This window comes from Bathymodiolus japonicus methanotrophic gill symbiont, from assembly GCF_019721995.1.
Taxonomy (GTDB): domain Bacteria; phylum Pseudomonadota; class Gammaproteobacteria; order Methylococcales; family Methylomonadaceae; genus Methyloprofundus.
Map to the genome: position 1 here is coordinate 1 of NZ_BLYC01000008.1, position 24219 is coordinate 24219.

The 24219-nt window shown below is 43.4% G+C and carries 32 protein-coding genes; 18 read left to right on the forward strand and 14 right to left on the reverse strand.

The genetic code is table 11. The annotated features are described in order from the left end of the window. The first annotated feature begins 159 nt into the window (after window positions 1-159). From K6984_RS12320 to K6984_RS12340, 5 genes are all read left to right on the forward strand, one after another. A complete protein-coding gene (locus K6984_RS12320) occupies window positions 160-489 on the forward strand; it encodes a hypothetical protein (protein WP_221895817.1) in 330 nt (109 codons plus the stop codon). 20 nt (window positions 490-509) lie between these two features. After that, window positions 510-1412, forward strand: coding sequence for a transposase (locus K6984_RS12325; protein ID WP_263458747.1), 903 nt, complete (start codon window positions 510-512; stop codon window positions 1410-1412). 117 nt (window positions 1413-1529) lie between these two features. Then, on the forward strand, window positions 1530-3329 hold the full coding sequence (locus tag K6984_RS12330) for an autotransporter assembly complex protein TamA (protein WP_221895819.1): 1800 nt from the start codon (window positions 1530-1532) through the stop codon (window positions 3327-3329). Continuing rightward, window positions 3326-6781, forward strand: coding sequence for a translocation/assembly module TamB domain-containing protein (locus tag K6984_RS12335; protein ID WP_221895820.1), 3456 nt, complete (start codon window positions 3326-3328; stop codon window positions 6779-6781). Before K6984_RS12330 ends, K6984_RS12335 begins: the two co-directional genes overlap by 4 nt. Before the next feature lie 387 nt (window positions 6782-7168). Further along, window positions 7169-8344, forward strand: coding sequence for a fatty acid desaturase family protein (locus K6984_RS12340; protein WP_221895821.1), 1176 nt, complete (start codon window positions 7169-7171; stop codon window positions 8342-8344). Here the strand turns inward: K6984_RS12340 and K6984_RS12345 are convergent. After that, entirely contained in the window at window positions 8310-8522 is a 213-nt protein-coding gene (locus K6984_RS12345) for a hypothetical protein (RefSeq protein WP_221895822.1), read from the reverse strand. The genes K6984_RS12340 and K6984_RS12345 overlap by 35 nt on opposite strands. Window positions 8523-8534: 12 nt before the next feature. On the opposite strand from K6984_RS12345, the gene K6984_RS12350 reads away from it, so the two are divergent. Beyond that, window positions 8535-8696 carry a hypothetical protein gene (locus tag K6984_RS12350; RefSeq protein WP_221895823.1) on the forward strand — a complete coding sequence of 54 codons (162 nt, stop codon included), beginning with the start codon at window positions 8535-8537 and terminating at the stop codon, window positions 8694-8696. 33 nt (window positions 8697-8729) lie between these two features. Here the strand turns inward: K6984_RS12350 and K6984_RS12355 are convergent, their stop codons facing one another. From K6984_RS12355 to K6984_RS12365, 3 genes are all read right to left on the reverse strand, one after another. After that, complete coding sequence (locus K6984_RS12355) at window positions 8730-9872, reverse strand: transposase (protein WP_221895824.1); 1143 nt, start codon at window positions 9870-9872, stop codon at window positions 8730-8732. 214 nt (window positions 9873-10086) lie between these two features. Continuing rightward, the gene (locus K6984_RS12360) at window positions 10087-10311 is read right to left on the reverse strand and encodes a hypothetical protein (RefSeq protein ID WP_221895825.1); all 225 of its coding nucleotides are present in this window, start codon (window positions 10309-10311) and stop codon (window positions 10087-10089) included. An 80-nt stretch (window positions 10312-10391) separates the two neighbouring features. After that, the gene (locus K6984_RS12365) at window positions 10392-11192 is read right to left on the reverse strand and encodes an inositol monophosphatase family protein (protein WP_221895826.1); all 801 of its coding nucleotides are present in this window, start codon (window positions 11190-11192) and stop codon (window positions 10392-10394) included. 86 nt (window positions 11193-11278) lie between these two features. Here K6984_RS12365 and K6984_RS12370 point away from each other — a divergent pair, with 86 nt between their 5' ends. The 6 genes from K6984_RS12370 (at window position 11279) to K6984_RS12395 (ending at window position 16806) form a co-directional block, all read left to right on the forward strand. Beyond that, complete coding sequence (locus tag K6984_RS12370) at window positions 11279-12007, forward strand: RNA methyltransferase (protein WP_221895827.1); 729 nt, start codon at window positions 11279-11281, stop codon at window positions 12005-12007. Continuing rightward, window positions 12000-12746 carry a serine O-acetyltransferase gene (gene cysE, locus K6984_RS12375; protein ID WP_221895828.1) on the forward strand — a complete coding sequence of 249 codons (747 nt, stop codon included), beginning with the start codon at window positions 12000-12002 and terminating at the stop codon, window positions 12744-12746. The genes K6984_RS12370 and cysE overlap by 8 nt, the downstream gene beginning before the upstream one ends. A gap of 539 nt (window positions 12747-13285) precedes the next feature. Continuing rightward, complete coding sequence (locus K6984_RS12380; RefSeq protein ID WP_221895829.1) at window positions 13286-13777, forward strand: Rrf2 family transcriptional regulator; 492 nt, start codon at window positions 13286-13288, stop codon at window positions 13775-13777. 26 nt (window positions 13778-13803) lie between these two features. Next, window positions 13804-14889 (forward strand): cysteine desulfurase family protein, encoded by a 1086-nt coding sequence (locus K6984_RS12385; RefSeq protein WP_221895830.1) that lies wholly within the window; start codon window positions 13804-13806, stop codon window positions 14887-14889. 280 nt (window positions 14890-15169) lie between these two features. After that, window positions 15170-16249 carry a copper-containing nitrite reductase gene (nirK, locus tag K6984_RS12390; protein ID WP_338024508.1) on the forward strand — a complete coding sequence of 360 codons (1080 nt, stop codon included), beginning with the start codon at window positions 15170-15172 and terminating at the stop codon, window positions 16247-16249. Between the two features lie 167 nt (window positions 16250-16416). Further along, window positions 16417-16806: a c-type cytochrome gene (locus K6984_RS12395; protein WP_263458738.1), complete on the forward strand. Its 390-nt coding sequence runs from the start codon at window positions 16417-16419 to the stop codon at window positions 16804-16806. 156 nt (window positions 16807-16962) lie between these two features. Here K6984_RS12395 and K6984_RS12400 read toward each other — a convergent pair whose 3' ends face one another. Next, window positions 16963-17124: a hypothetical protein gene (locus tag K6984_RS12400; RefSeq protein ID WP_221895831.1), complete on the reverse strand. Its 162-nt coding sequence runs from the start codon at window positions 17122-17124 to the stop codon at window positions 16963-16965. Here K6984_RS12400 and K6984_RS12405 point away from each other — a divergent pair. Both K6984_RS12405 and K6984_RS12410 read left to right on the forward strand, forming a co-directional pair. Continuing rightward, window positions 17081-17275, forward strand: coding sequence for a hypothetical protein (locus tag K6984_RS12405; RefSeq protein ID WP_221894995.1), 195 nt, complete (start codon window positions 17081-17083; stop codon window positions 17273-17275). The genes K6984_RS12400 and K6984_RS12405 overlap by 44 nt on opposite strands. Window positions 17276-17319: 44 nt before the next feature. Beyond that, the gene (locus K6984_RS12410) at window positions 17320-17802 is read left to right on the forward strand and encodes a hypothetical protein (protein WP_221895832.1); all 483 of its coding nucleotides are present in this window, start codon (window positions 17320-17322) and stop codon (window positions 17800-17802) included. Here K6984_RS12410 and K6984_RS12415 read toward each other — a convergent pair. Together K6984_RS12415 and K6984_RS33405 are read right to left on the reverse strand one after the other, a co-directional pair. Further along, complete coding sequence (locus K6984_RS12415; protein WP_221895833.1) at window positions 17755-17895, reverse strand: hypothetical protein; 141 nt, start codon at window positions 17893-17895, stop codon at window positions 17755-17757. The two genes, K6984_RS12410 and K6984_RS12415, sit on opposite strands and share 48 nt — an antisense overlap. A 27-nt stretch (window positions 17896-17922) precedes the next feature. After that, window positions 17923-18051: a hypothetical protein gene (locus K6984_RS33405; protein ID WP_263458596.1), complete on the reverse strand. Its 129-nt coding sequence runs from the start codon at window positions 18049-18051 to the stop codon at window positions 17923-17925. Here K6984_RS33405 and K6984_RS12420 point away from each other — a divergent pair. Further along, on the forward strand, window positions 18029-18784 hold the full coding sequence (locus K6984_RS12420) for a transposase (RefSeq protein ID WP_221895834.1): 756 nt from the start codon (window positions 18029-18031) through the stop codon (window positions 18782-18784). The two genes, K6984_RS33405 and K6984_RS12420, sit on opposite strands and share 23 nt — an antisense overlap. A 16-nt stretch (window positions 18785-18800) precedes the next feature. Next, a complete protein-coding gene (locus K6984_RS12425) occupies window positions 18801-19181 on the forward strand; it encodes a hypothetical protein (protein WP_221895835.1) in 381 nt (126 codons plus the stop codon). Here K6984_RS12425 and K6984_RS12430 read toward each other — a convergent pair. Genes K6984_RS12430 through K6984_RS12435 form a run of 3 tightly spaced genes read right to left on the reverse strand, consistent with a single transcriptional unit; the run spans window position 19091 to window position 20441 of the window. Next, on the reverse strand, window positions 19091-19831 hold the full coding sequence (locus K6984_RS12430) for a transposase (RefSeq protein ID WP_263458748.1): 741 nt from the start codon (window positions 19829-19831) through the stop codon (window positions 19091-19093). The genes K6984_RS12425 and K6984_RS12430 overlap by 91 nt on opposite strands. Then, window positions 19786-20052: a hypothetical protein gene (locus K6984_RS30950; protein WP_230988053.1), complete on the reverse strand. Its 267-nt coding sequence runs from the start codon at window positions 20050-20052 to the stop codon at window positions 19786-19788. Before K6984_RS30950 ends, K6984_RS12430 begins: the two co-directional genes overlap by 46 nt. A 20-nt stretch (window positions 20053-20072) precedes the next feature. Continuing rightward, the gene (locus tag K6984_RS12435) at window positions 20073-20441 is read right to left on the reverse strand and encodes a hypothetical protein (RefSeq protein ID WP_221895837.1); all 369 of its coding nucleotides are present in this window, start codon (window positions 20439-20441) and stop codon (window positions 20073-20075) included. 218 nt (window positions 20442-20659) lie between these two features. Here K6984_RS12435 and K6984_RS12440 point away from each other — a divergent pair, with 218 nt between their 5' ends. Both K6984_RS12440 and K6984_RS12445 read left to right on the forward strand, forming a co-directional pair. Then, window positions 20660-21409 carry an MtrB/PioB family outer membrane beta-barrel protein gene (locus K6984_RS12440; RefSeq protein ID WP_221895838.1) on the forward strand — a complete coding sequence of 250 codons (750 nt, stop codon included), beginning with the start codon at window positions 20660-20662 and terminating at the stop codon, window positions 21407-21409. A 119-nt stretch (window positions 21410-21528) separates the two neighbouring features. After that, window positions 21529-21852 carry a HesB/IscA family protein gene (locus tag K6984_RS12445; protein WP_221895839.1) on the forward strand — a complete coding sequence of 108 codons (324 nt, stop codon included), beginning with the start codon at window positions 21529-21531 and terminating at the stop codon, window positions 21850-21852. Window positions 21853-21925: 73 nt separating this feature from the next. On the opposite strand, the gene K6984_RS12450 is transcribed toward K6984_RS12445, so the two are convergent. The 4 genes from K6984_RS12450 to minC are packed head-to-tail and all read right to left on the reverse strand — an operon-like array spanning window position 21926 to window position 23981. Beyond that, entirely contained in the window at window positions 21926-22123 is a 198-nt protein-coding gene (locus K6984_RS12450) for a winged helix-turn-helix domain-containing protein (RefSeq protein WP_221895840.1), read from the reverse strand. A 27-nt stretch (window positions 22124-22150) separates the two neighbouring features. Further along, window positions 22151-22411 (reverse strand): cell division topological specificity factor MinE, encoded by a 261-nt coding sequence (minE, locus tag K6984_RS12455; RefSeq protein WP_221895841.1) that lies wholly within the window; start codon window positions 22409-22411, stop codon window positions 22151-22153. Continuing rightward, window positions 22411-23223 (reverse strand): septum site-determining protein MinD, encoded by an 813-nt coding sequence (gene minD / locus K6984_RS12460; protein ID WP_221895842.1) that lies wholly within the window; start codon window positions 23221-23223, stop codon window positions 22411-22413. The genes minE and minD overlap by 1 nt, the downstream gene beginning before the upstream one ends. 11 nt (window positions 23224-23234) lie before the next feature. Continuing rightward, on the reverse strand, window positions 23235-23981 hold the full coding sequence (minC, locus tag K6984_RS12465) for a septum site-determining protein MinC (RefSeq protein WP_221895843.1): 747 nt from the start codon (window positions 23979-23981) through the stop codon (window positions 23235-23237). Window positions 23982-24219 lie beyond the last annotated feature (238 nt).

Below are 24219 nucleotides of genomic sequence, written 5' to 3' on the forward strand. Positions count from 1 at the left end.
AAAACACAAAATCTATAGTGCCAACTGGCTACTTTTTAAAATTTCAACCAATTGATTTATAACAACTACATCATCAATAGTGACGAAGATGGGTTAGGGCCAACAGCATCATTAAAGTATTGTTCTGCTGGGTGAAGGTAAGAGTTTGATGGCAATGGGATGGAAAAACTTGAACATCGAGTGTTAGCAGAGCGTCATCCTTTGTGGGCTCGTTCATGCCCAGAGTTGAAGGATATCGACTTTATTCGCCTTGGGTTATTACGCTGTATCAGTGTGGTCGATAGTGGTCGCCATTTCCTCCAAACCAATGAACAGATTTATGGCCAGCTGCTTCCCCACTCAACGTATTTTAAATCACTGAAGTCGCATAGACGAACAAGTATGCTTGAGGCATTTGAACAGCAGAGCTATCATCTTCACTCTGAACACTGCTATCGCAAGGCATTGATTATCTTAAAGCATTCCCGGAACTTGACGAATACACCATAGAAGCAGCGGATGGACATTTTATTGATCATACCTGCCATACTGAAAAAAACAGTAAGGGGAAAGTTTATGCGGCCGGGGGGATTTACGCGTTGAATCTCAGAAGTGGGTTGCTCAGATTTCTTTGTCTGGTGACAAACGGAACTCAGAGACATCAAGAAATACCTGTGTTACGAGATCATATTGAAAAGCAAAACAAGGGAAATAACAGCTCTCAGAAACATCTCTATGTCTACGATAAAGCCGTCACCGACTTTGTCTGGTGGGATCGGCAGAAACGACATGCTAATTACATGATCTCAATGCTAAAAGAAAATTCAATTGCGACTCTGGTTGAGTCTATCCCTTTTGACTCCCGCCATGAGATCAATACAGGGGTTGAAGCATACAGTGTGTACGAAAACAAGGGCATCAAATTTAACGTGGTGGATTACCGTGATCCAGAAACCGGAAAACTTCACCGGTTTGTGACAACCTTGCCAATGACTATTAACCCTGGAACCATTGCCATGCTGTATTTCAAGCGATGGACGATTGAAAAGACATTCAATAACACTAAAAGTAATTTCAAGGAAACTAAAGCTTGGCCTTCCAATACCCGCTCACTTGAAAATCAAATGCGCCTGACTGCAATGAGCTATAATTTAATGCGCGTGTTTGAAGAGATTTCAAAAACACAACAGCCAGAATTGATTCATCCATCGGATAAAAAATATAGCGAGGCTCTGGAGATTAGGCAGCAACAGGTTCAAAAACGAGATCGTTTTGTGAATCCATTATTTTTCCAGGCAAGAATATCTCGTATCAGCTCGTATACCATTCGGGCAGTTCAAAACGCAATAATAACAGGAATGTCTTTACAGTGCTTTATGAGCTCTCTTGTGTCGAGGTTAGTTTCACGGCCTCAATTGATAGGGGAACACTGATGATGTTTATAGCAAACCCCTACTTAATTCCCCTTAGGCAATAGCATTTGAAACGAATGAAAAGACTATTTTTTTCATATAGTTGTAGCATAGTTTCAATTTTACCATAAATAATTATTGGGAAACTTCAGTTATAAAGATTACCCGGATGTAAAAAAAGATTCTTTGATTAATTCACGCTACCTAGACTTTTTTGGTTTCTGCACTTTGCTGGTGTTATTGCTGAGCCTTGTTTACTCGAATCGGCTTTATGCAGAGCCAGAGATAGAAATTACCGGACTCACTTCTGAGCAGGAAGATAATGTCAGAGCGTATTTGTCCCTAACAGATGAGTCTTGTAATGCGCTGCAGTGGAAAATCAAGCGCCTATATACGCAGGCACCTTTGCAGATTAAAAAAGCCCTGCGCGCGTTAGGATATTATCACCCGAAGATCACTAAAACCCTGGACTGGGAGGAAGGCTGCTGGCAGAGTTCATTGCTTATAGTGCCAGGCCCGCCGATGATTATCGACGCAATCGATGTTCAGGTGCTGGGGCCAGGTGCAGAAGAGCTTTTTTTTAGCGAGATATTGCGCAATATCAGCATTAAAGTGGGTGATATTGTCAATCATGGTGAGTATGACAAGTTAAAAAGACAATTAAAAAACCGCGCAGATGCTAAGGGCTATTTTGATAAAGTTTTTGTGCTAAAGCGCCTGTCTGTTAATCCTGATACCAATACTGCAAGGCTTCAGTTGCATATGCAAACTGGGTCTCGTTATTATATTAGTCGTATTGATGTTGAAAAAAGCGCCTTGCATACAGATTTCAGCAGTAAATATCTGACGGTTAAACAGGGGCAGGCGTATGACCGGGCCAGGATTTTCGAGTCACATCAGTTGTTAGACACGTCCGGTTATTTTAGAGGCGTAGAGCTAAAGTACGAGCAAAGTCACGCGCTGGATTATCAAGCGCCGCTCACAGTTAAACTATCTAATCTGCCACGACACGCGATGTCAGCAGGGGTTGGTTATGATACTGATCTGGGTTTTCGGCTGAGCGCCGGGTATAGAAACAGATATTTAAATGACAGCGGTCAGCAGTTTGTTTCCGACTTGAACCTGTCGCTTAAAAAATCCAATCTGCTTATGGAATATATCATTCCGCTGAGTAACCCGTTAAAAGACAGGCTATCGTTTTTTGCCGGGCTTAGCTATGAAAATACGGTCAATGTAAATAGTGGCAAGCTGGATGTCGGGTTGAGGTTATCTAATCGCTTTTATGGTCAATTTATACTCGCAGAGCAATTGAAATTCGTTGCAGAGCGGTTTCGTAATTCTAATACTGAACCGTTTCAGACCCAGCTTTTGCTTGTACCAGGGATTAGTATTTCTAATGTCCGGGCAATGAAGAAAGGCAATTACCTGGAAGGCTATAAATATATGTTGGAATTCAATGGAGCGCACCGTAGTGTCGGTTCTTCGGTGAGCTTTATACAGACAAAACTGCATATCAAGGGCGCATACCCCACTTTTTTAGGCGGGCGCATATTAGCCAGAATAGACTTGGGGGCGACGGCGGTCGATAACTTTGAGGACTTGCCTACCAGTTATCGGTTTTATGCCGGGGGTGATAATAGTGTGCGCGGCTATGATTATAAAAGTATTGGTCAACGAGACGCAGCGGGAGAAGTAAGTGGTGGTCAGTTTTTAACAACTGCAAGCCTGGAGTATGAACAAAGAATCTATGGTAACTGGACACTCGCGGCTTTTGTCGATGCAGGCGATGCTTTTACCCGGGATCTGGATATTCAGATAGGGGTGGGTCTGGGTGTGCGCTGGTATTCATTGGTCGGACCAGTACGTATTGATATTGCCGTACCCAGTGAGGATTTCGGTGATGTGCATGTGCACTTTAGTTTAAGTACCGCGTTATGAAGCCGCTGCTGCATAATGGATTGTTGATATTGTCAGCAGCCGGGTTGGCAGTGGTCTTATTGCTGATTATTTTAGTCTCTAATCGCCCATTTAATAGCTGGCTGCTAATGCAGCTTATAGAACAAGTCCCCGGGTTAAGCATAGAGCGGGTGGATGGACTGGTTCTAGATGAATTACGATTATCAGGGGTTAGCTACCAGGCTGACGAAGTAACGGTTCATGCCAGGGGTATAAGTTATCAATTTAAATGGCTAGATTTATTAGCCACTCGAATCCGCTTTAAAACATTTCAGGCGAGTGATGTTAATATAGAGATTCATGCATTAGATGCGCAGGACTCTGAGTCGGGGAGCATGGATTTTATAATGCCGCTAGCATTGCAGATTGATGATTTTTCCCTGCAAAAACTGAGTATTCAGCAACAAAATTCTAGCTACTTGATTGATCAGCTTAGTCTGGCGCTTAACTATCAAGGCAAGCAAATAAAGCTGAGCCAGTTTTCTCTGCATAGTGATATGGGTAAGTTAGACGGTAAGGCAGAGCTACAACTAACAGCGCAATTTCCCTTTAAAGCAGAGATAGCTGTAGCCAGGATATTCCCCGAAATAGCTGATGTAAAAGCGCAAGTATCATTATATGGAGATAGCCAGAAAATTTATCTTAACGCCCAGCTATTAGCTCCGAATAAAGCACAGGCCGAGGGCTGGATTGACCTAAGTGCTGTACCCCCCCAGTTTGATTTACAACTTTCCTGGGCTGCATTGCAATGGCCTTTGCAGGGAGAAAAACAATACGCGAGCGAAAATGCGCGTTTAACTGTGCAAGGTAGTGTAGAGCAATATTATGTGACTTTAAATTCAAGTATGTCTGCTCAGGACTTAGCATCCGGGCAGCTGTTTATAGAGGGGCAGGGTGATGCAGAGCAATTTACCTTTGATACGCTGACACTAAAGTCGCCCAATGGCGAGGTGCATAGTAAGGGGCGTATTAGCTGGGTGGCTGATATTTCCAGTGAAATACAGCTGCGGGGGAATAAAATTCAGTTGGGCTCGTTGCAGCCAGACTACCCGGCTGAATTAAGTCTGGATGCACAGTTATCAGGGCAATTGTTTAATAGGCCTGACTTCCAAATCAAGATAGATAATGTATTTGGCAATCTGATGGATAAAGAACTACAAGGCAAAGCAGCAATTCATTATTCAGCTGAACAAGCGAGAATAGAGCATTTAGAAATCAGTGTTGGCGATAATTTTGTGGATATCCATGGGCAAATGGGTGCAGATAATTCACTGGCGTTTAATCTGGAAGCAAATAATTTACATCAGCTAGATGCTGATTTGGCAGGCTCTATATTTGCGCAAGGGACATTAAGAGGAAGCATTGAACAGCCCTTGGTTAAATTCAAAATAAAATCAACGGGGCTGAGCTTTCAAGATCAGCAAATAGGTAGTCTTCAATCCAGTGGCATACTTGATGTTGCGGGTAAAGGGCAATTAGAGTTACAGCTTATTGCCCAGGAAATGATTTTTAATGGTCAGAAGGTAGACCAGGTTAAACTGCAAAGTACAGGGCAAAGTAGCCAGCATGAACTACGGGCTGAATTGCATAAAGAGACGCTACGGCTGGAATTAGCCATGCAAGGAGCGTGGATGCCACTTGCCAAACAGTGGCAGGGAGAAATACGCAACATGCAAGTGCAGAGTGAATCAGCAGGTGTTTGGCAAATTATTCGGGCGAGTCCCATAGAAGTTGTGCAGGATGATCAGCAATCCCTACAGCTAGCGACAGATTTTTGTTTGGCGCAAAAAAATAGCACCGGTTTATTCTGTATCAATGTCCAATCAGAATCGGCTGGACACGCACTGGCAGGGACAATTAAGCAATTGCCTTTAGCTGTATTTGCCGACTGGATACCGTCTACTATTAAGGTCAATAGCCTGTTGCATAGTGAGTTTTTCCTGTCTTTAGAGGAAAACGTGCAAGGCAATGTGCAGTTAACGCTCGATCCAGGGGTGATGGTCGTACAGGACGAAGAGCTTGGCGTGCAGCGGCTGGATTTTAAAGGAGCACATGTTGATGCCTGGCTTTTAGCTGACAGCATGCAGTCTAATTTATCTTTGCTTATCAATGATGCCAATTATGTTAAGGGGCAGGTTGGTATTCATGGGCTACAGCGGCCAGAGAGTGCTCAGATAAATAGCTTACTCAATGTGCATCTGGAGCAGATCGGCTTTATCAGTGCCTTTGCTGATTCGGTAAGTCATGTTGCAGGTAATATCAACGGTGAGCTGCATATTCAAGGGTTATTACAGTCTCCTGACTTGAATAACAGCTGGCTGAAACTACAGCAAGGCAGTTTGACGGTTGTGGATGCTGGTTTGACGGTCAGTGATATAAGCCTCGAATTAACTCACGCGCAAACAGGGCAGGTTTTTGTGCGTGGAGAAGCCAGGATAAAGGGGCAAAGCCTGTTGCTTAATGGACAGGTCGATGATTATAGCAACGACAAAATGCAATTCAAGCTGGCAATAAAGGGCGAAGATTTGCCGTTATTGCAATTACCAGAAATGCAGGCATGGCTATCGCCTAATCTACAGATAAGTGGAAATAAGCACGGTGCGAATGTGCAAGGTGATATACGGGTGCCTAAAGCAATGATGGTCTTTCAAACCTTGCCCGAAGGCGCAGTGCAGATAAGTCCCGATGAAGTCATTATCAGCGATGCACAGGTACAGGTTAAGCCGTCGGGTTATCCGGTTGATACGGACGTATTAATTAAACTGGGGGACGAAGTTGCTATCGAAGGCTTTGGCTTGAAAGCGCGACTGGAAGGATCTTTACGCGCACTGCAGAAGAAGAATCATTTGAAATTATTCAACGAGCTTAATTTTCGCGAGGGCACTTATGTTGCGTATGGCCAGGATTTAAAGATAGATAAGGGACAGTTTTTATTTGTAGGTGATATAGAAAATCCAGGTATTAGTATCCTTGCCTCACGTAAAGCCACTGACTGGGATGATAAAACGGTCGCCTATTTAAGTTTAACCGGCACGCTAAAAAAACCTGTGACACGTATTTATACCGAGCCAGCCTTGAATGATAGTGAGGCACTGGCGTATTTATTAACCGGTGCGCCGCTGGGCAATGGTGATTCAAGCAGTGCAGGGCTAATTGCTAAAGCAGCATTGAGCCTGGGGCGTGACTATGTTGATGCGGTGATGGGCACAGTAGGTGTTGATGAATTTGATATAAAAAGCAGCAATCTCGGACAAAATTCGATGATCGTGGGCAAGCGTATAACGCCTAGGTTATATGCACGATACATTATGGATATATTGACTACGCAAATGCAATTTGCCGTGGAATATAAGCTGACGGAAAATATCAGCATAGAAACGCGCGCAGGATCTACGCATAGTAGTGATATTAAATATAATATTGAGTTTGATTAAGGCAGCTATTATCCATGCATGAAATGAAAAACTGAAGTTTCCCAATTATTGAGTAGCTGAAATACACAATGCTGGTGTATCGAGGTTTATTTTAGGTGGTTTTGCCATGTTTATAGCAAACCCCTACTTAATTCCCCTTAGGCAATAGCATTTGAAACGAATGAAAAGACTGTTTTTTTCATATAGTTGTAGCATAGTTTCAATTTTACCATAAATAATTATTGGGAAACTGCAGTGAAAAAAATATACCAATATCTTTAAACCCCTTGTTTCTCTATGGTTGAAATTTCCTGGTATTAGAAAATGCTATTTCAAACTGATATCCGGCGGTTATTACTAAAAGTGATGATATACTACACGTTTTTTCCATTTTAAGGAGACACGTGAGTGACTCAACATATTTACCATGCAATTGATCGAGATCAGTTCGCACAAGACATGGACAATATTCGCAAGGAAGTACTAAGTGACCTGAATATGGATGATTTTCAGCATTTAAAAAAGATTGAACGCTGGGGGCGACTGTGTTCCGCTATAGGTTATGGGACTGCCTGGATTATCCCTAATCCGGTGTCTGCTTTTTTTATCAGTCAGGGGAATGTCACGCGCTGGACCACGATTGCGCATCATATTACCCACCGTGCCTATGACAAAATTGAAGGTATTCCCAAGCGCTATACAAGTAAAGGCTTTGCCAAAGGAAATCGACGCTTTATAGATTGGTTAGAGTGGATGATACCGGAGGCCTGGGACAAGGAGCATAATGATTTGCATCATTATAATCTGGGTGAAGAAGCTGACCCAGATCAAGTGGAATTTAATACCGAGGAATTTAGAAATATCAATATGCCGCAATGGGCCAGGTATGTTTTTCTGGGGGTGATGGCATGTACCTGGAAGTTTCTTTACTACGCACCCTCTACCTTGGTGGAATTACAGCACTCAGAAGATAAAAAAGCAGGTCTGGAGCCAGTGACTTATACTCGTGCTGACACCTGGAATCCTTTGAAGCCAGTTGGGCGTAAATTATGGACTCATTGCCTGCTACCCTATATTTCAATTAGATTCGTACTCATTCCATTATTGTTTATTCCGGTAGGAATAGTAACAGCGATAGGTGGGGCGGTTGCGGCAAGTAATGTGTTAATCAATTCCCTGCTTGCTGAAGTGATGACAAATTTACATACCTTTCTGGTGATTGGCACCAATCATGTGGGCGATGATTTGTATGTATTTGAAGATAAGGCAAGCAATAAAGGAGAGTTTTATCTAAGGCAGATCTTTGGTTCGACTAATTTTACAACCGGGACTGATCAAATTGATTTTCTGCATGGTTGGCTGAATTATCAAATTGAGCATCATATATGGCCAGATATGCCGTTAAGTCGCTACCATCTTGCGCAGCCTAAAGTTAAAGCCTTGTGTGAAAAATATGGAATTCCCTACACGCAGGACTCTGTGTTCAAGCGTTTAGGTAAGACGCTGGATGTGATGACTGGAAAAACATCGATGATGCGACCGCTGAAAATCACATCAGTGTTCCCCTGTCAATTGAGGCCGTGAAACTAACCTCGCCACAAGAGAGCTCATAAAGCACTGTAAAGACATTCGCTGTCAGCCCCGGACGGGCTGATAGTCTCCAGAAGGCGCAGGGAAATTTGCCAATCCGAAGTGCGCGATAGCGCGCGAGGGAGGCTAAAATTTTATCCCGAATAGCCGTAGAGCCATTTGTGGTAGCCATGACTGAGCTGCTTTGTGCTCAGTCTGTGGCGGACGCAGGGCGGCTGGAGCATCTCCTATTCGCTGCGTAGGTGAACGAATTACGGCGACAGGAGTCCCGGAATTTCGTGAGGTAGCATGGCGCGCCTGCCTGTTATTATTGCGTTTTGAACTGCCCGAATGGTATACGAGCTGATACGAGATATTCTTGCCTGGAAAAATAATGGATTCACAAAACGATCTCGTTTTTGGCCTGTTGCGGCCTAATCTCCAGAGCCTCGCTATATCTTTTATCCGATGGATGAATCAATTCTGGCTGTTGTGTTTTTGAAATCTCTTCAAACACGCGCATTAAATTATAGCTCATTGCAGTCAGGCGCATTTGATTTTCAAGTGAGCGGGTATTGGAAGACCAAGCTTTAGTTTCCTTGAAATTACTTTTAGTGTTATTGAATGTCTTTTCAATCGTCCATCGCTTGAAATACAGCATGGCAATGGTTCCAGGGTTAATAGTCATTGGCAAGGTTGTCACAAACCGGTGAAGTTTTCCGGTTTCTGGATCACGGTAATCCACCACATTAAATTTGATGCTCTTGTTTTCGTACACACTGTATGCTTCAACCCCTGTATTGATCTCATGGCGGGAGTCAAAAGGGATAGACTCAACCAGAGTCGCAATTGAATTTTCTTTTAGCATTGAAATCATGTAATTAGCATGTCGTTTCTGCCGATCCCACCAGACAAAGTCGGTGACGGCTTTATCGTAGACATAGAGATGTTTCTGAGAGCTGTTATTTCCCTTGTTTTGCTTTTCAATATGATCTCGTAACACAGGTATTTCTTGATGTCTCTGAGTTCCGTTTGTCACCAGACAAAGAAATCTGAGCAACCCACTTCTGAGATTCAACGCGTAAATCCCCCCGGCCGCATAAACTTTCCCCTTGCTGTTTCTTTCAGTATGGCAGGCATGATCAATAAAATGTCCATCCGCTGCTTCTATGGTGTATTCGTCAAGTTCCGGGAATGCTTTAAGATAATCAATGTCTTGCGATAGCAGTGTTTCAGCGTGAAGATGGTAGCTCTGCTGTTCAAATGCCTCAAGCATACTTGTTCGTCTATGCGACTTCAGTGATTTAAAATACGTTGAGTGGAGAAGCGGCTGGCCATAAATCTGTTCATTGGTTTGGAGGAAATGGCGACCACTATCGACTACACTGATACAGCGTAATAACCCAAGGCGAATAAAGTCGATATCCTTCAACTCTGGGCATGAACGAGCCCACAAAGGATGACGCTCTGCTAACAGGGCACGTTCCATACTTTCATTGCAGTGTTGGTGAATATGTTCAGAGAGTGGTAGGTCTTTAAGCATGGGTGATATCCGTTTATGAGGTGATTAAAACGGAAATTTTTAGAAAAATTTTCTCGGCAATTGCAAGCTTTATTTGAAATTATTTGTTGTTTTTTACGGTGCCTACAGAGTGTCTATTTGCTGTTATAAGTGATTAAAATCAAAAAGATGGAAATATTCGAGTGGTGCTACCTTCAGGTAGGTTATAGGCTGCTTTGTTTAGGTACTTCTTCTTTCAATGAGAACACTGATGGAAAATCATGGAAACGGAGCTTAGCGAAGTGGTGATTTTTAGTCCCTGATAGGCGACAGGGCAATTCGCTGATTCGACGTGTGCTAGCAGCACGCGAGAGGAGCAAGAATTGCATTCCGAATAGCCGTCCAGCCAGTGAGGTAGTAATGACGAAGCGGCTTTTGTGCGTAGTCGTTGCGGACGCAGGGCGTTCAGGGCATCTCTCATCCGCTGCGTAGGTGATGAATTATGGCGACAGGAGTCCCGTAATTTCGTGAGGTAGCATGGCGCGCCTGAAACAGAGTAGTTTATTTCAAATTATCAGTTACATGCGGGTTAATCAGCTGATACATCAATTGATGCATTTTAGGATTGCCCGCAATAATATTTCCTGATTCCAGATACTGATCATTAAAAGACAGGTCGGTGACCACGCCGCCGGCTTCTTTTACAATAATAATCCCCGCAGCAATATCCCAGGACTTTAAGTCCACCTCCCAAAAACCATCTAAACGTCCCATGGCTAAAAAAGCCAGGTCAATTGCGGCTGAACCCGTGCGTCGAATTCCAGAGGTATTCATGCAGACCGCTCTAAACATTTCCAGATAAGCATCCAGATATTTTTGCTGCTGGGCTTTAAAAGGAAAACCTGTGCCAATTAGGGCGCCCGCAAGACTTGACTGCTTGGTAACACGAATGCGGTGGTTATTAAACATCGCACCTTCACCCCGCGCGGCAGTGAATAGTTCATTGCTTAACGGCAGGTAAATGACGCCGACTTCGAGGCGGTCTTTGATTTTTAACGCGATTGAAACAGCGTAATGCGGGAAGCCGTGTAGAAAATTAGTTGTGCCGTCCAGTGGGTCAATAATCCAGGTGTATTCATTGCCTTCATGCTGTCCGCTTTCTTCAGCAAGAATGGCATGATCAGGGTAAGCGGTTTTAAGAACTTTAATAATTTCCAGTTCTGCCTGGCGATCAACTTCAGTGACGAAATCATGCTGCTCTTTATTATCAACTTGAATATGACTGACATGTTCTGATGCACGAAGAATGATGTCGCCCGCGTTTCTCGCAGCGCGGATAGCGATGTTGAGCATTGGATGCATAAATAAATTTTAATGAGCGATTAGAAAACCACATAGAATAGCAAAAATTTTGCTATAGTGATCTTTTTTATTGTTAGGGTCGAACATTGCTGTCAAATATAAGGATTGTGCTGGTTGAAACAAGCCACCCGGGAAATATCGGGGCAGTTGCCCGGGCCATGAAAAATATGTGTATGACTGAGTTGTATCTGGTCGCACCCAAAATATTCCCCAGTGCTGATGCAACCTCCCGAGCATCGGGGGCAGATGATATTTTAGCCTCTGCAATATTGTGTGATTCTTTACAGCAAGCGATTGCAGATTGCCAGATAGTGATTGGTGCGAGTGCGCGTTCGCGGACTATTGCCGTGCCTGAAGAGTCCCCTAGAGTTTGTGCAGAAAGGCTGGCGATTGAAGCGCAAGATAAAAAAATTGCAATTTTGTTTGGCCGGGAAAATTCAGGTTTGAAAAATCATGAGCTGGATTTGTGTCAAACTTTGCTCACCATCCCCAGTAATGCTGCCTATAGTTCGCTGAATATAGCCGCTGCAGTACAAGTGGTCTGTTATGAATTATTAGTCGCCTCAAACCAGGGTGCTGTCGAACCTGAAGTAAGAGAAGTCGCTTTGGCAAGTTCTGCGCAAATGGAATCATTTTATGAGCATTTATATCAGGCGCTACAAGAAATTGGCTTTATTAATCCGCAAAAATCCACTTCAATTATGCGCCGCTTACGTCGCGTGTACCATCGGGCTACTTTAGATATTAAAGAGCTGGATATTTTGCGCGGCATCTTAAAAAAATCAACTGCAATATTGCATCAAAAATATGATTAATTTAATTCAAGAGGATATTGCCTGTGTGTTTGAGCGAGATCCCGCTGCGCAGACGCTCTGGGAAGTGGTGTTTGTCTATCCAGGTTTTCATGCAATATTAATACATAGAGTTTGTCATCGCTTATGGAGCAAAGGTTTTAAATTTATCGCCAATTTTATTGCGCATATTAGTCGTTGGCTAACCGGTATAGAAATTCATCCCGGGGCAGTAATCGGGCGACGGTTCTTTATAGATCATGGCATGGGTGTGGTGATCGGTGAAACCACAATTATTGGTGATGATTGCACTTTGTATCATGGTGTTACTTTAGGTGGAACTAGCTGGGATAAAGGCAAAAGACATCCCACTTTAAAAAATGGCGTGGTCGTCGGAGCGGGTGCAAAAATATTGGGACCGATTGAAATCGGTGAAAATGCACGGGTGGGGTCGAATTCAGTGATCATCAGGCCTGTCCCGGATGGCGCGACAGTTGTAGGTATTCCAGGTCGTGTTGTGGGTGCGCAGGACGCCCAGAGTGCTGAAAGAACAAAAATCGCCAATAAGATGGGCTTTGATGCCTACGGGACAACAGCAGATTCTCCCGATCCGGTGGCGTATGCAATTAATCATATGCTGGATCATATACAGCTGATGGATAAACAGATGCAGGATATGAAGCAGGCAATGAATAGCGCAGGTATTAAGTGCAAGCATGAGGAAATTCCTGATTTGCATGACTGCGAGCTGGGCAAAGAATGATATCTATAATCGTTGCATAAGTTCCTGCACTGGGGCAGAGGCTTTAGCCTGCACGGGGTAAGTGAAATGGACATAATTAATTGTCCATCGTGTTAACTCATAAGTTACCTCTAAATAGGAGGGTTGACGTAGGATGCGCTTCCTATCGTCAGCACATCCTACGGCTCTCCCCTTAACTGAGGGGGGGTATAGCATGAGAGGTTGGGATGATATTTATTCCATGTTTTCTGGATGGTTTCTATTTTCCATATCCCTAATGTCAGTGCCGGCAAAAGCCAGCGCCCACATGCTGAAGTTTATACTGAGAATATTTATGGAGCTATTGATATATGAGTCAGGCACATGCTTTGCACTCAATGTATCCGCTTCTTTAAATTAGTAGCCACGGGATTCTGTAAATAAAATCTCCTTGCTTGCGCATTTAAAAGCAGCATTGTTTTAGCTGAAAAACAGGTCATTTGCTGTTATTTATAATAGTTGACTAGTTTACTAGGTTTATATTACACTACAAATTCACTTATTTTTTAAGGGGACTTAACGTGAGATTAACTACTAAAGGGCGTTATGCGGTGACAGCAATGCTGGATCTGGCGTTTCATAGCCAGATTCAACCCGTTACATTAACGGATATTGCGACCCGTCAAACTATTTCATTGTCTTATCTTGAGCAGCTATTTTCCCGTTTGCGCAGGGCTGGCCTGGTTGTTGGGGTGAGAGGGCCGGGCGGTGGTTATAAGTTAAGTCGGGAGCCTAGTGAGGTCAGTATTTCAAATATTATTCTGGCAGTGGATGAGCAAGTAGACTTAACTAACTGCGAGAAACAAGGTAATTGTCAGAATGGTCAGCCCTGTTTAACCCATGATTTATGGATGGGCTTAAGCCAGACAGTGAGTAATTACCTGGATGGTATTTCCTTAGGTGCATTATTAGATCAGTCTGGTGTACAAAAAATAGCAGAGCGTCAGACATCTGATGTACAACAGCTAGTGAATTTTTCCAATGCAGATACGATTGCGGTTGCTCTTAAGTAATTTGTCGCAACTCGTACGACACCTATATGATCTATTTTGATCATAATGCCACAACATCAGTAGATGAAAGGGTGTTGCAGGCAATGTTGCCGTTTTTCAGCCGCTTTTATGCTAACCCCTCCAGCTTATATAAATTAGCACGCCTATCACGTAGCGCCATTGATACCGCCCGCGAGCAAGTCGCACAATTAGTCAATGCGCGAGCGGAGCAGGTTGTTTTTACCAGTGGTGGTACCGAAGCCAACAATTTAGCCCTAAAAGGCTGTGTGTCAAATGCGAAAATAGTGACCGCGGCCTTCGAGCATCCTTCTGTCTTGCAGTCTGCGAGCGCCCAGTTAGTCGGTATCACGTCACAAGGATATATTGATCAACAGGCACTGACTCAGTTAGAAGGCTCGTTTGATCTTGCCTCTTTTATGCTGGTGAATAATGAAACTGGCGTTATCCAGGATATTGCCAGCCTCAGTAGTATCATGCAGGAGCGAAAGACTTTAGTGCACACCGATGCAGTTCAGGCGGCAGGAAAAATCCCGGTTGATTTTCAGGTGCTAGGGGTGGATCTAATGTCGCTTTCCAGTCATAAAATATATGGGCCAAAAGGTTGTGGTGCTTTAATCACATCAGCTAAATATGTGAAAAGCCCACTGCAAACGGGTGGGGGGCAAGAAGCAGCGCTCCGTGCTGGAACGGAAAATGTACCAGCCATTGTCGGGTTTGGCAAGGCGGCAGAGTTGGCCTATGCAGAATTAGACCAGCGCCACCAACACTGTCTTGCGCTCAGAGTGCGTTTAGAAGAACAATTGTTGAAGTTACCAGAAATCACTATATTTGCACAGCATAGTCAGCGACTTGCTAATACGGTACAGTTTGGAGTGCAAGGCCATGTAGGCGAAATGCTGCTAATGCAATTAGACCAGCAGGGAGTTATGGTATCAAGCGGTTCCGCATGCGCTAGTACGGATACATCTGTCAGTCATGTATTAATGGCAATGGGGGTAGGCGAGGATCTTGCGAAATCAGCCATTCGAATCAGTCTGGGACAAGAGAATACTGCGCAAGAAGTGGATAGTTTTGTGCGGATATTAAAGCGGACCTTGCTTAAGGCGCATTAACATATTCTAATGCGTTTGACAATTGACAATTGATAATTTATTGACTAGAGTTATAGCCAGTTCAAAGCGTTCGCTTTGCCTATTTCTACCTCGCTTTAACGTTTCAGGATGAGGGCGTGATTAATTGGTAGCACAATAAAGTGCTTATCAGCTCACTATGAAAATAAAAAGGGGAATGCCATGAATAATTTTTATTTTGCGCGGTTTATACTTTTAGCGGCAAGCTTTTATTCCCACGGAGCCTACTCAGGAAAAGGCGCCAGTAACTTCGCCCAATGGCCTGGAAAGGGTCACTCAAGAACTCGTTGCACCTCCGTTATTACCTGAACACACCCAAATTGCAGTAGGCCCGCCTAAGGTTGTTAAAATCAGGATGATTGTGGAAGAAAAAGAAATGGAAGTTGCGCCCGGGGTAACCGCGCATGTTATGGCGTTTAATGGCTCTATTCCAGGTCCTATTGTTGTTGTCCATCAATACGATTATGTTGAATTGACTCTAGTTAATCCTATCACCAATACCATGGTACATAATATTGACTTTCATGCGGCAACGGGAGCCTTAGGTGGAGGTGCATTAACCAAAGTCGCACCGGGGCAAGAGGTTGTTCTAAGATTTCAGGCGATCAAGAAAGGCGTATTTATTTATCATTGCGTACCGGGCGGAGTGATGATTCCGTTGCATGTTGCGCTGGGCTTAAGCGGCGCGATTATGGTATTGCCGCGTGATGGCTTAAGAGATGATCAAGGCAATCCTGTTACTTATGATAAAGCCTATTATATCGGTGAGCAGGGTTTTTATTTTCCTCAAGATGTGGATGGTAACTATATTAAATACAGCTCAGTTATCGATTCTATGCCAGAGGTTCTGCAGCAGATGAGAAAATTAACCCCTAGCCATACTGTCTTTAATGGCTCGGTTGGGTCTTTGACCGGGGCAAATGCATTAACCGCAAAGGTTGGTGAGAGTGTGCTTTTTATCCATTCACAAGGTAATGAAGATAGTCGTCCGCATTTGATTGGTGGTCATGGCGATTTCGTCTGGGAAGGTGGGTCATTCAATGATGCGCCAGTCACAGACCGAGAAACCTGGTTTATTCCCGGGGGGAGTGCGGTTGCGACATTGTATAAATTTAAGCAGCCGGGTGTGAATGTCTATCTAAATCATAATCTAATTCAGGCTATCCAGTTAGGTGCTGCTGCACATGTATTCGTTGAAGGAGAGTGGAATAATGATCTTATGGAGCAAGTCAAACCGCCTTCTGCTATCGAGTGGTCTGGCTATTGTAAATACTTACATTTCTTACAAGGGGATAGATATGAACAAGTTTATACTCGATGTTCAAGTTTTTTAACTGATTGATTTTATTGATGATTTTACTGACAAAGAAAGCATCAACATCATTGTAAATCAATCACTTATAAAACAAAGCCGGAAAAATTTACTTTTCTTAGCCCAGTTATAGCTGAAAACTTGAACATCGAGTTATAGGTTTTGTAGCTACCAGCAGTATAGCTTTAAGCAATACAGTGCTAGCGGAGGGTGATATAGAGACAGGGCGTGCCCTGAGCACTCAATGCACGGCATGTCATGGTAATGATGGGATGAGTGCCAGCGAGCAATTTCCTAATATTGCAGGCCAGAAAGAATCTTATCTTGCTGCACAATTAACAAAATATAAGGTGGGAGAAAGAACTGATCCAACCATGTCAGCCATAGTTGGTCCGCTTAATGAGCAAAATATTCTCGATCTAGCTGCTTTTTATGCGTCTAATAGTGCCGTGGCCAATTTCGATTTTAATACACTGGTACTGACTATTCCTTACGTTGTTGTTGGTGATGCTAGCTTCAATGTAGAAATGTCACTAGATGATATCGATGCGCTTCTTTTTTCTGTTAAATCACTGACACCACATTAATCTAGAAACCGCAGTTGACAGTTATATAATATTGTAAGCCGCAGAATATTAAAAATAATGATCGAAAAAACTTGCTACCTGTTGGGTGAGTGTCCTCCGCTTCAATGTTTTGTGAATAATTCTGTGTTCAACTGAGGTTTTTAGGTTATGACAGGATTAAGGGGGCTGGAAATAAATAATTGGCCAATATTGGGCAGGATATTTGCAGGCGCGCCATGCTACCTCACGAAATTCTGGGACTCCTGTCGCCATAATTCGTTCACCTACGCAGCGGATGGGAGATGCCCTGAACGCCCTGCGTCCGCAACGACTACGCACAAAAGCCGCTTCGTCATTACTACCTCACTGGCTGGACGGCTATTCGGAATGCAATTCTTGCTCCTCTCGCGTGCTGCTAGCACACGTCGAATCAGCGAATTGCCCTGTCGCCTATCACTCGATGTTCAAGTTTTTGATATTGAGAAGGTAAAATCAGGTATTCTGAGGTTGTTGTAATTTTATCGGTGTAATCCCATGTTAATGAATGCCCCAGCCACCTTTATCCAAAGCTATATTGACGATTTAAATGATGCGCTCAATCAGCTAAAACCCGGAGCCGCTTTGACACGGATTCAAGCCGCTTGGTTGGGCACTTGTTTAACGTGCATACTGCTAATGAACTCTGTTTGCTGGGCTAAGTTTGAGCGAGCAAGCCTTGGAGATTGCAAAGTAGCCGCATTATCCTGGGTGTTTCGTAAAGCAAGTATACCCTGGGACTGGTTGCTACGGGTGAGTGTGGTCTTAATTTTAAAACGTTATGGCATTACTGAAGGTGTGTTGGCCTTTGATGAATCAGACCGAGCACGATCTAAGTCTACAAAACGTATTTATAAGGTTTACAAGCAGAAACACAAAGGCTCCGGCGGGTATGTTAATGGACAAACGATAGTATTATTGCTGCTAGTTACCTCATCCATTACAGTGCCTGCGCTGAAAATCCTGGAAACGGAGCTTTAGCGAAGTGAAGATTTTTAGTCCGCGATAGCCGTAGGGCCGTTGTTTTGTCGGAGTCTGAGCGTTAGCGAAGGTGGAGACAAAATAAAAGGCCATCCGACACGGCGTCAAGTCATTTGGAGCCTATGTTCCGACCCCTTGTTGGGTCGGGACGAGGTGACGAGGACGAATCGGGGCCGCCGGAGGCATAAGTGGTCGCGTTAAGTTTTTGCTGCTTGCTTGGGCTGGGATGCCCAAAACAAGCTTTCGCAAAAATAGCGACTCCCCGATCGGTTTTTTCTTTTATATGCCGGATCCAGCCTTAAAGCAGTGGGATAAAGAAGATAAAGGGTTGAAAAAGAGCGGTATAGCAAAAAAAGATCGGCCTATTAAGCCTGAACGTGACAGTGCCTACCCGACCAAAACAGAGATTGCATTAGGCTTATTAAAAGAGTTTAAAGTTGCGCATAGCCTGATTAAAATTAAAGGCGTACTGGCTGATGCGCTGTATGGTGAAAAAGCCTTTATGGACGAAGCCGCTAAAGAATCTGGAGGCTCGCAGGTGATTAGCCAATTACGTAAAAACCAAAATATTGAATATAGAGGTAGAATAAGGTCAGTCGAGAGCTACTTTAATTCGATTAACAAAGGCATTGATCAGATAATACGTGTACGTGGCGGAAAAGAGATTAAAGTGACTGTCAGCAGTGCACGATTAAAGGTGAGTTCACACAGTAAAAAACTCTTTGTCATTGCCTTAAAATATGACGGTGAAAACGACTATCGCTATTTAGTGGCGACAGACCTGACTTGGCGCACACAAGATATTATTCAAGCCTATACGTTGAGATGGCTGATTGAGGTTTTCTTTGAGGACTGGAAGCTTTATGAAGGATGGGGGCGTGAGGCCAAACAATTAGATGAAGAGGGATCAAGCCGTGGCCTGATTCTGACGCTGAAAATCATGGAAACGGAGCTTAGCGAAGTGGTGATTTTTAGTCCCTGATAGGCGACAGGGCAATTTGCTGATTCGACGTGTGCTAGCAGCACGCGAGAGGAGCAAGAATTGCATTCCGAATAGCCGTCCAGCCAGTGAGGTAGTAATGACGAAGCGGCTTTTGTTTGACCATTGCCTTCTCCTTCACCCAGAGCAAATAGCCCGCATTGAAAGCAAACTACCTGCGTATACCGTAGGAAGCTTACAGCGCAAGTCTCAAATGGATGTACTGCTTGAGTTCATCACGTCATTGCTAGAGTTTCCAGATCCTGGTGATAAGCTGAAAGAGTTAGGTGAATTAATAAAGGATGTGTTTCAACTGATGCCATCAGGAAAACATATGATTGGCAGAGATTTAGGGCGCTTAGAGCCAACACTATCATTAAAGTATTGTTCTGCTGGGTGAAGGTAAGAGTTTGATGGCAATGGGATGGAAAAACTTGAACATTGAGTTTTAGTGTTATTGAATGTCTTTTCAATCGTCCATCGCTTGAAATACAGCATGGCAATGGTTCCAGGGTTAATAGTCATTGGGAAGGTTGTCACAAACCGGTAAAGTTTTCCGGTTTCTGGATCACGGTAATCCACCACGTTAAATTTGATGCCCTTGTTTTCGTACACACTGTATGCTTCAACCCCTGTATTGATCTCATGGCGGGAGTCAAAATGGATAGACTCAACCAGAGTCGCAATTGAATTTTCTTTTAGCATTGAAATCATGTAATTAGCATGTCGTTTCTGCCGATCCCACCAGACAAAGTCGGTGACGGCTTTATCGTAGACATAGAGATGTTTCTGAGAGCTGTTATTTCCCTTGTTTTGCTTTTCAATATGATCTCGTAACACAGGTACTTCTTGATGTCTCTGAGTTCCGTTTGTCACCAGACAAAGAAATCTGAGCAACCCACTTCTGAGATTCAACGCGTAAATCCCCTCGGCCGCATAAACTTTCCCCTTGCTGTTTTTTTCAGTATGGCAGGCATGATCAATAAAATGTCCATCCGCTGCTTCTATGGTGTATTCGTCAAGTTCCGGGAATGCTTTAAGATAATCAATGCCTTGCGATCGCTGAAAATCATGGAAACGGAGCTTAGCGAAGTGGTGATTTTTAGTCCCTGATAGGCGACAGGGCAATTCGCTGATTCGACGTGTGCTAGCAGCACGCGAGAGGAGCAAGAATTGCATTCCGAATAGCCGTCCAGCCAGTGAGGTAGTAATGACGAAGCGGCTTTTGTGCGTAGTCGTTGCGGACGCAGGGCGTTCAGGGCATCTCCCATCCGCTGCGTAGGTGAACGAATTATGGCGACAGGAGTCCCAGAATTTCGTGAGGTAGCATGGCGCGCCTGAGCAGTGTTTCAGCGTGAAGATGATAGCTCTGCTGTTCAAATGCCTCAAGCATACTTGTTCGTCTATGCGACTTCAGTGATTTAAAATACGTTGAGTGGGGAAGCAGCTGGCCATAAATCTGTTCACTGGTTTGGAGGAAATGGCGACCACTATCGACTACACTGATACAGCGTAATAACCCAAGGCGAATAAAGTCGATATCCTTCAACTCTGGGCATGAACGAGCCCACAAAGGATGACGCTCTGCTAACAGGGCACGTTCCATACTTTCATTGCAGTGTTGGTGAATATGTTCAGAGAGTGGTAGGTCTTTAAGCATGGGTGATATCCGTTTATGAGGTGATTAAAACGGAAATTTTTAGAAAAATATTTTCGGCAAATACAAGCTTTATTTGAAATTATTTGTTGTTTTTTTACGGTGCCTACAGAGTGTCTATTTTCTGTTATAAGTGATTAAAATCAAAAAGATGGAAATATTCGAGTGGTGCTACCTTCAGGTAGGTTATAGGCTGCTTTGTTTAGGTACTTCTTCTTTCAATGGGAACACTGATGGAATATTTAGCGACAGTATCTGAGTCTGTACGCTTTGAAAATGACCCGTTAATCAGGCAGTACAACCTGGCGGATGTACAGCGTAATAGAGTGAGTTTTGCGCTAAACTGGTTGCTGTTTAATCCATTGAGCATCGGCTTTAATGGGCACTACAATCAGGATAATTATGATCAAAGTGAACTAGGCCTGACGTTTGCAGACAGTTTCAGTGGTACCGTAGACTTGAATTATGCAATCCATGAAGGTCTTAATCTTTACAGATTTTATACCTACGAGTACTTTCAAAATGAGCAGGATGGCTATACCCGTTTTACTAATATTGGCTTAGAGAACCGTAACCCGGAGCAATTCTGGTCAGTTGATACACGGGATAAAATAAACACTGTCGGGGTCGGTGTAGACTGGAGTGTGATCAGGAGTCTTCTTGATTTACAGCTGGATTACAGTTATTCAAATGCGCTAACTGAAACAGCCACAGAGCAGGGAAGTAAGCTGAATGGTGAGCCGTTGCCGGATTTAAAAACGATCTTGCATAGTCTAAATGTACGGGCTAACTATCGGTTCCAGGAGAACTGGCGCATACAATTAAGTTATCGCTATGAATTTTTTGTTACAGATGATTACGCGCTGGATAATATTTCACCTGACAGTATTGATGACGTACTTAGCCTTGGTAATACGAGCCCGGATTATAATGCCCAAGTTGTGGGTTTGAGCGCTATTTATGAATTTTAATACGCCATGAGTGCTTGCTTTATGTATCGCTGCCCATATATTAGTTAGCAATAGTCGCTGGTATAGGTGTGCTAAATGGTGTATTTTAGATTTCTGAATTAGTAAAAATAGGTAAACAAATGGCTGTTGTATTAACAGAAAGAGCTGCAAAGCAGATTCAAGAGCAAATTGATAAGCGCGGGCAGGGGATTGGTTTGAAGTTAGGCGTTAAACCTTCAGGTTGCTCGGGCTTTGCCTATACGATTGAGTATGCAGATGAGCTTAAACAGGGTGAGTCGGTATTTGAAACCTTCGGTGTCAAAGTGGTTGTTGCAGATGAAAATATTGCAACGCTGGATGGCCTGGAACTTGATTATGCCAAAGAAGGCATTAATGAAGCATTCAAGTTTAATAGCCCGAATGTAAAAGGCACTTGTGGGTGCGGAGAAAGCTTCTCGGTTTAGCAGATGGGCATAGTATGCAGCATAAAAAAAGCGGGAAACTGCTACCAGTTTCCCGCTTTGCATAGCTTAGACACTAGCGTAGAGAAATAGTCTCGTTGCGTCCTTTAGTTTCAAAGTCTAATTTTCCTTCACATGCTAACCAGCCTATGGCGCGTTGAACTTCGCTTTTGTTAAGCTTTGTGACGGTGGTAATTTTTGTTGAACTTGCCGGGCCATTTTTATCCAGATAGCCCCAGACTTTACCAGCGGCTGTACCGATTGCATCATTCATGGTTTTTCCTCATTGATTAAAAAAGTATTAAGTTTGGGAGTGTTCAGGCAGAACAATATTCAGTTCTAAAGTTTCCTGTTGATCATCGCTTTCAAAAATAACTGAGATATCCTCCTGGTTAACTTTTACATATTTGCGTATGACTTTTAAAAGTTCTTGTTGCAGTTCAGGGAGGTAAGAGGGCTGATTGCGCGCACTACGCTCGTGAGCGACGAGAATCTGCAAGCGTTCTTTTGCTAATTTCGCCGAGTTGGTTTTGGATGTTTTAAAATAATCCAGTAAACTCATTACTTGCTCCTAAATAAGCGACCAAAAAGTCCTTTTTTGTCTTCATCTATAAATCTGTGAGGCTTATCTTCCCCTAAGTAACGGTCAACAATATCAAGATATGCCTGTCCCGCATTACTGTTTTCATCAAGGATCACCGGTGTGCCCGAGTTAGAGGAATTTAGCACTGATTGTGATTCAGGAATAACACCTAATAAGTGTAGAGATAGGATATCCTGTACATCTTCAACACTGAGCATTTCGCCTAATTTTACACGTTTTGGATCATAGCGAGAAAGTAAAAGATATTCCTTTATCGGCTCATCTCCATTTTCAGCACGTCTTGATTTGCTGGATAAAATACCTAGCATACGGTCAGAATCTCGAACGGATGCGATTTCGGGGTTAGTAATAACAAACGCATCATCAGCAAAATACATGGCCAGGTTAGCTCCGCGCTCGATACCCGCAGGAGAGTCACAGACGATGTATTTAAAAGTTTTGCTGAGTTCTTCCAGGATTTTTCCTACGCCTTCCTGGGTCAGTGCCTCTTTATCGCGTGTTTGCGATGCAGGCAGGATAAATAACTGGTTGCAACGCTTGTCTCGAATTAACGCCTGATTTAAGGTCGCCTCCTCATTAATCACATTAACAAAGTCGTATACCACTCGACGCTCACAACCCAGAATAAGGTCTAGGTTACGCAGGCCCACATCAAAATCAATAACCGCAGTTTTATGACCTTTTTTAGCAAGCCCAATGGCAATTGCTGCACTGGTAGTGGTTTTTCCTACTCCGCCTTTTCCAGAAGTTACAACGATAATTCTAGCCAATGGTTTATCTCCTAAGTATTTTGGATAATGATTGCTTGTTTGTTTAAATAAATTTGCACGGGTGCATTGCGTTCAGATTCAAGGATACCTTCACTAACGCGATAGTTGCCGGCTATAGAGACTAATTCAGCCTGTAAGTTTGAGGAGAAGATGCGTACATCTTCATTGCCTTGTACCCCAGCTAATACACGACCTCTGAGCGTTCCATAAACATGAATATTACCTTCCGCCATAATTTCAGCACCGGCACTGACCTGGGCAATAATCACTAAATCACCTTTCGCATAGATACGTTGACCCGAACGAATAGGCTGGGTAATTGTCGTTGTTTCTATCCTGGTTGAGGTCGTATTTTGCGCGTTATCTGTAGCAGGAGCTATCTTGCTTATTTTTTTCTCTTGCGATCTTGGTTTGTGGGTGTTACTGCTGTGTGCCGAAAGCACGGGTAGCATTAAGTCGTTTGCTGCCTGTTGCTGTTCTTGGTTACCGCCCCGTATGCCAATTGGGAACATGCTGGCATCACGAATCGCCTCTACCAGGGAGGCAAGATTAAGGTCCTGCCCGGGGAGGGCCTGCAGGTCGATCAATAATGATGAGTTGCTAAAGAATCCAGGTGCCTGATTAATTTTTTCCTGCAATTGGTGCGTAATGGCATTAATGTCTGTGCTTAATAGATTGAGTGCCGGAATGGTGACAACGCCGCTTTTAAACTCGAAAGCTGGAGAATTCAGAGAGATAGGTTGTGAGTCGCTGGGCATTTGATCAGAAAAATTAACTGGTTAGTAAGCTAATTCTATCATTGCTTATATAAAAAAAACTGAAGTTTCCCAATAATTATTTATGGTAAAATTGAAACTATGCTACAACTATATGAAAAAAATAGTCTTTTCATTCGTTTCAAATGCTATTGCCTAAGGGGAATTAAGTAGGGGTTTGCTATAAACATGGCAAAACCACCTAAAACTCGATGTTCAAGTTTTTCCATCCCATTGCCAT

Coding starts and splice junctions, on each gene's coding strand:
- K6984_RS12320 (WP_221895817.1), top strand. CDS start 160: ATGGAAAAACTTGAACATCGAGTGTTAGCAGAGCGTCATCCTTTGTGG.
- K6984_RS12335 (WP_221895820.1), top strand. CDS start 3,326: ATGAAGCCGCTGCTGCATAATGGATTGTTGATATTGTCAGCAGCCGGG.
- K6984_RS12345 (WP_221895822.1), bottom strand. CDS start 8,522: ATGGCTACCACAAATGGCTCTACGGCTATTCGGGATAAAATTTTAGCC.
- K6984_RS12355 (WP_221895824.1), bottom strand. CDS start 9,872: ATGCTTAAAGACCTACCACTCTCTGAACATATTCACCAACACTGCAAT.
- K6984_RS12360 (WP_221895825.1), bottom strand. CDS start 10,311: ATGAGAGATGCCCTGAACGCCCTGCGTCCGCAACGACTACGCACAAAA.
- K6984_RS12365 (WP_221895826.1), bottom strand. CDS start 11,192: ATGCATCCAATGCTCAACATCGCTATCCGCGCTGCGAGAAACGCGGGC.
- cysE (WP_221895828.1), top strand. CDS start 12,000: ATGATTAATTTAATTCAAGAGGATATTGCCTGTGTGTTTGAGCGAGAT.
- K6984_RS12385 (WP_221895830.1), top strand. CDS start 13,804: ATGATCTATTTTGATCATAATGCCACAACATCAGTAGATGAAAGGGTG.
- K6984_RS12405 (WP_221894995.1), top strand. CDS start 17,081: ATGGGAGATGCCCTGAACGCCCTGCGTCCGCAACGACTACGCACAAAA.
- K6984_RS12410 (WP_221895832.1), top strand. CDS start 17,320: ATGTTAATGAATGCCCCAGCCACCTTTATCCAAAGCTATATTGACGAT.
- K6984_RS12415 (WP_221895833.1), bottom strand. CDS start 17,895: ATGGCCTTTTATTTTGTCTCCACCTTCGCTAACGCTCAGACTCCGACA.
- K6984_RS12420 (WP_221895834.1), top strand. CDS start 18,029: ATGCCCAAAACAAGCTTTCGCAAAAATAGCGACTCCCCGATCGGTTTT.
- K6984_RS30950 (WP_230988053.1), bottom strand. CDS start 20,052: ATGGGAGATGCCCTGAACGCCCTGCGTCCGCAACGACTACGCACAAAA.
- K6984_RS12435 (WP_221895837.1), bottom strand. CDS start 20,441: ATGCTTAAAGACCTACCACTCTCTGAACATATTCACCAACACTGCAAT.
- K6984_RS12440 (WP_221895838.1), top strand. CDS start 20,660: ATGGGAACACTGATGGAATATTTAGCGACAGTATCTGAGTCTGTACGC.
- K6984_RS12445 (WP_221895839.1), top strand. CDS start 21,529: ATGGCTGTTGTATTAACAGAAAGAGCTGCAAAGCAGATTCAAGAGCAA.
- K6984_RS12450 (WP_221895840.1), bottom strand. CDS start 22,123: ATGAATGATGCAATCGGTACAGCCGCTGGTAAAGTCTGGGGCTATCTG.
- minE (WP_221895841.1), bottom strand. CDS start 22,411: ATGAGTTTACTGGATTATTTTAAAACATCCAAAACCAACTCGGCGAAA.
- minC (WP_221895843.1), bottom strand. CDS start 23,981: ATGCCCAGCGACTCACAACCTATCTCTCTGAATTCTCCAGCTTTCGAG.